The organism is Streptomyces sp. NH27 (assembly GCF_056859195.1).
Window position 1 is genome coordinate 1 of record NZ_JACEGK010000782.1, and the last position, 2400, is coordinate 2400.

The 2400-nt window shown below is 72.1% G+C and carries 3 protein-coding genes and 1 pseudogene; 3 read left to right on the forward strand and 1 reads right to left on the reverse strand.

Going from position 1 to position 2400, the window contains the following annotated elements:
* Nucleotides 1-273 precede the first annotated feature (273 nt).
* The 3 genes from AC13HU_RS35735 to AC13HU_RS35745 all read left to right on the forward strand — a co-directional run bounded on the left by AC13HU_RS35735 (nt 274) and on the right by AC13HU_RS35745 (nt 2163).
* On the forward strand, nt 274-450 hold the full coding sequence (locus AC13HU_RS35735) for a hypothetical protein (protein ID WP_483046158.1): 177 nt from the start codon (nt 274-276) through the stop codon (nt 448-450).
* Nucleotides 451-566: 116 nt separating this feature from the next.
* Nucleotides 567-1121, forward strand: coding sequence for a Uma2 family endonuclease (locus tag AC13HU_RS35740; protein ID WP_483046159.1), 555 nt, complete (start codon nt 567-569; stop codon nt 1119-1121).
* A 79-nt stretch (nt 1122-1200) separates the two neighbouring features.
* On the forward strand, nt 1201-2163 hold the full coding sequence (locus tag AC13HU_RS35745) for a zinc-binding dehydrogenase (protein WP_483046160.1): 963 nt from the start codon (nt 1201-1203) through the stop codon (nt 2161-2163).
* On the opposite strand, the pseudogene AC13HU_RS35750 reads toward AC13HU_RS35745, so the two are convergent.
* Nucleotides 2153-2400, reverse strand: a pseudogene (locus AC13HU_RS35750) (PadR family transcriptional regulator); the annotation flags it as partial. The gene AC13HU_RS35745 and the pseudogene AC13HU_RS35750 sit on opposite strands and share 11 nt — an antisense overlap.

The window sequence follows — 2400 nt, forward strand, 5'->3', positions numbered from 1 at the left end:
AGTGGATCAGGGAGCGGCGTCCTGTGGCTTCGGATCCAGGGCGGAGGAGGGAGGCGACGCGGTGGGGGCCCCTCCCACGCCGCATGCTGTGGGGGAGTCGTCGACCGACGACAACGCCGGAGGCGGAGTCGCAGGGCAGCGGGAGCCCGCTCCCTATTACCCCCCAGGTCGTAAGCCCTCCCGGCCCGGGCAGGCACGGTGACCGCCTGCCCCCGCCGGCCGGGCGGCCCGGAATCGACTGGACGTATACGTACTTGTACGGAGGAGGTCGTCATGTCCGTGCGGCAGACGGCAGTGGAGCGTGAGGCGCTCGCCGCGGCCGAGTTGAACCGGCGGCTGCGGCGTGGCATCGACCAGGCCGAGGCGGGCGATACGCACGACCTCGGAGACTTCACGCGGTTCGTTGACGGGGACGAGCTCTCCGACTGGCCGCCGGCCGCTGATCGTTGATCGCTGATCGCTGACTCGAACGGGTGATCCGCGGGGTGAAAACGTCCCCGGACGGATCGGCTGCGGTAGAGCAGGAGAGAATTCGTCGTCGTACTCCGACTACGCGGGGAGGACCGTTGACCGCCGAGCCCGAGCCGTACGCCGTCGGTGACCCCGAGACCGCGTTGAAGTACGCGATCCAGCACATCCGGGGGGACCGGGTGCAGATCGTCGAGGGTGTGATCGAGCCGGTGGCACCGAGCTGGGACCACGAGTTCGTGGCTGCCTCCATCCGCGAGCAGATCGCGGAGGTGCTCCGTGAGCTGGGCTGCGTGGCGGGTTCGGGCAACCTGGACCTGCCCGGGAGCAGCAACTGGTACGTACCTGACCTCGCGGTGGTGCCGCACGCCATGGCGAAGGGCGCGGGTGCACTGTTGCCGGACAAGACGCTGCTGGTGGTGGAGGTCACCGCGGAGTCGAACGGCGAGACCGACCGGATCGCCAAGCGCCGCCGGTACGCGGAGTACCGCGCCCCGCTGTACCTGCTGGTCGACCGGCAGGAGCGCACCTGCACGCTGTTCGCCCAGCCCGGCCCGCTCGGCTACACCGAGGTGAGCGGACCGCGCCCGTTCGGGACGCCGGTGCGGCTTCCGGAGCCGTTCGACGTGGAGTTGGACACGAGCGGTTTCTGACCGGGGCCGGGGCCGTACAGGCTCGGGTCACGCCCCTGGGTGCTTCCGTACTGGTGGGTAGGGGGCCTAGGGTCGGGGGATGTTTGCCGTGTATGCCGGGCGTATCGATGCGGAGCAGCCGCTGCGGGGGCTGGAGTCGGGGGAGCGGCCGGAGCCGCTGGAGCGGGCCGGGTGGACCAGGGTGAAGGTGCGGGCCGCCTCGCTCAACCACCATGACCTGTGGTCGTTGCGGGGTGTCGGCCTGGGCGAGGAGAGCCTGCCGATGATCCTGGGCTGCGACGCGGCCGGCGTGGACGAGGACGGCAACGAGGTGGTGCTGCACTCGGTGATCGGCCAGACCGGCCATGGTGTCGGTCCGGACGAGCGGCGCTCGATCCTCACCGAGAAGTACCAGGGCACCTTCGCCGAGCAGGTCGCCGTCCCGACCTGGAACGTGCTGCCCAAGCCGCCGGAGCTCTCCTTCGAGGAGGCGGCGTGCCTGCCCACCGCGTGGCTGACCGCCTACCGGATGCTGTTCACCAACGCCGGTGTCCGGCCGGGCGACTCGGTGCTCGTGCAGGGCGCGGGCGGCGGCGTCGCCACCGCCGCGATCGTGCTGGCGAAGGCGGCGGGCCTGCGCGTCTACACCACCAGCCGCAGCCCCGCCAAGCGCGCCAGGGCCCAGGGGTTGGGCGCCCACGGGGCGTACGAACCGGGGGCCCGGCTGCCGGAGCGGGTGGACGCGGTGATCGAGACGGTCGGCGCGGCCACCTGGTCGCACTCGGTGAAGTCGCTGCGCCCCGGCGGCACCCTGGTGATCTCGGGCGCCACCAGCGGCGCCAACCCGCCGGCGACCGAGCTCAACCGGATCTTCTTCCTGGAGCTCAAGGTCGTCGGGTCGACCATGGGCACCAAGGACGAGTTGGAGGACCTGCTCGGCTTCTGCGCCACGACCGGGGTACGGCCGGTGATCGACTCGGTGCTGCCGATGGACCGGGCCCGGGAGGGCTTCGAACGCCTCGCGCAGGGCGAGGCGTTCGGCAAGGTGGTGCTCACGACGTAGGCCCGTGGCCGTGCAGGGCGGACCTGATGTGCGCCGCCGCGGCCGACAGGTGGCGCCGCACCTCGCGCAGTTGGCGGTCGGTGACGCCGTGGTCGCGGGCGGTGTCGCGGACGTCGTCGCGGAAGCGGTCGAGGAGTCGTTCGAGGTCGCGGCGCGGGTCGTCGGAGGGCGGCAGGTCGTCGTCGGGCGCGGTGTCGTGGCCGTCGGCGTCGGCGGGCGGCGCGGGTGGTGCGGGGG

Bases quoted from the DNA above. Each gene is read 5' to 3' on its own strand.
- AC13HU_RS35745 (WP_483046160.1), top strand. From the start codon at position 1,201: ATGTTTGCCGTGTATGCCGGGCGTATCGATGCGGAGCAGCCGCTGCGG.
- AC13HU_RS35735 (WP_483046158.1), top strand. From the start codon at position 274: ATGTCCGTGCGGCAGACGGCAGTGGAGCGTGAGGCGCTCGCCGCGGCC.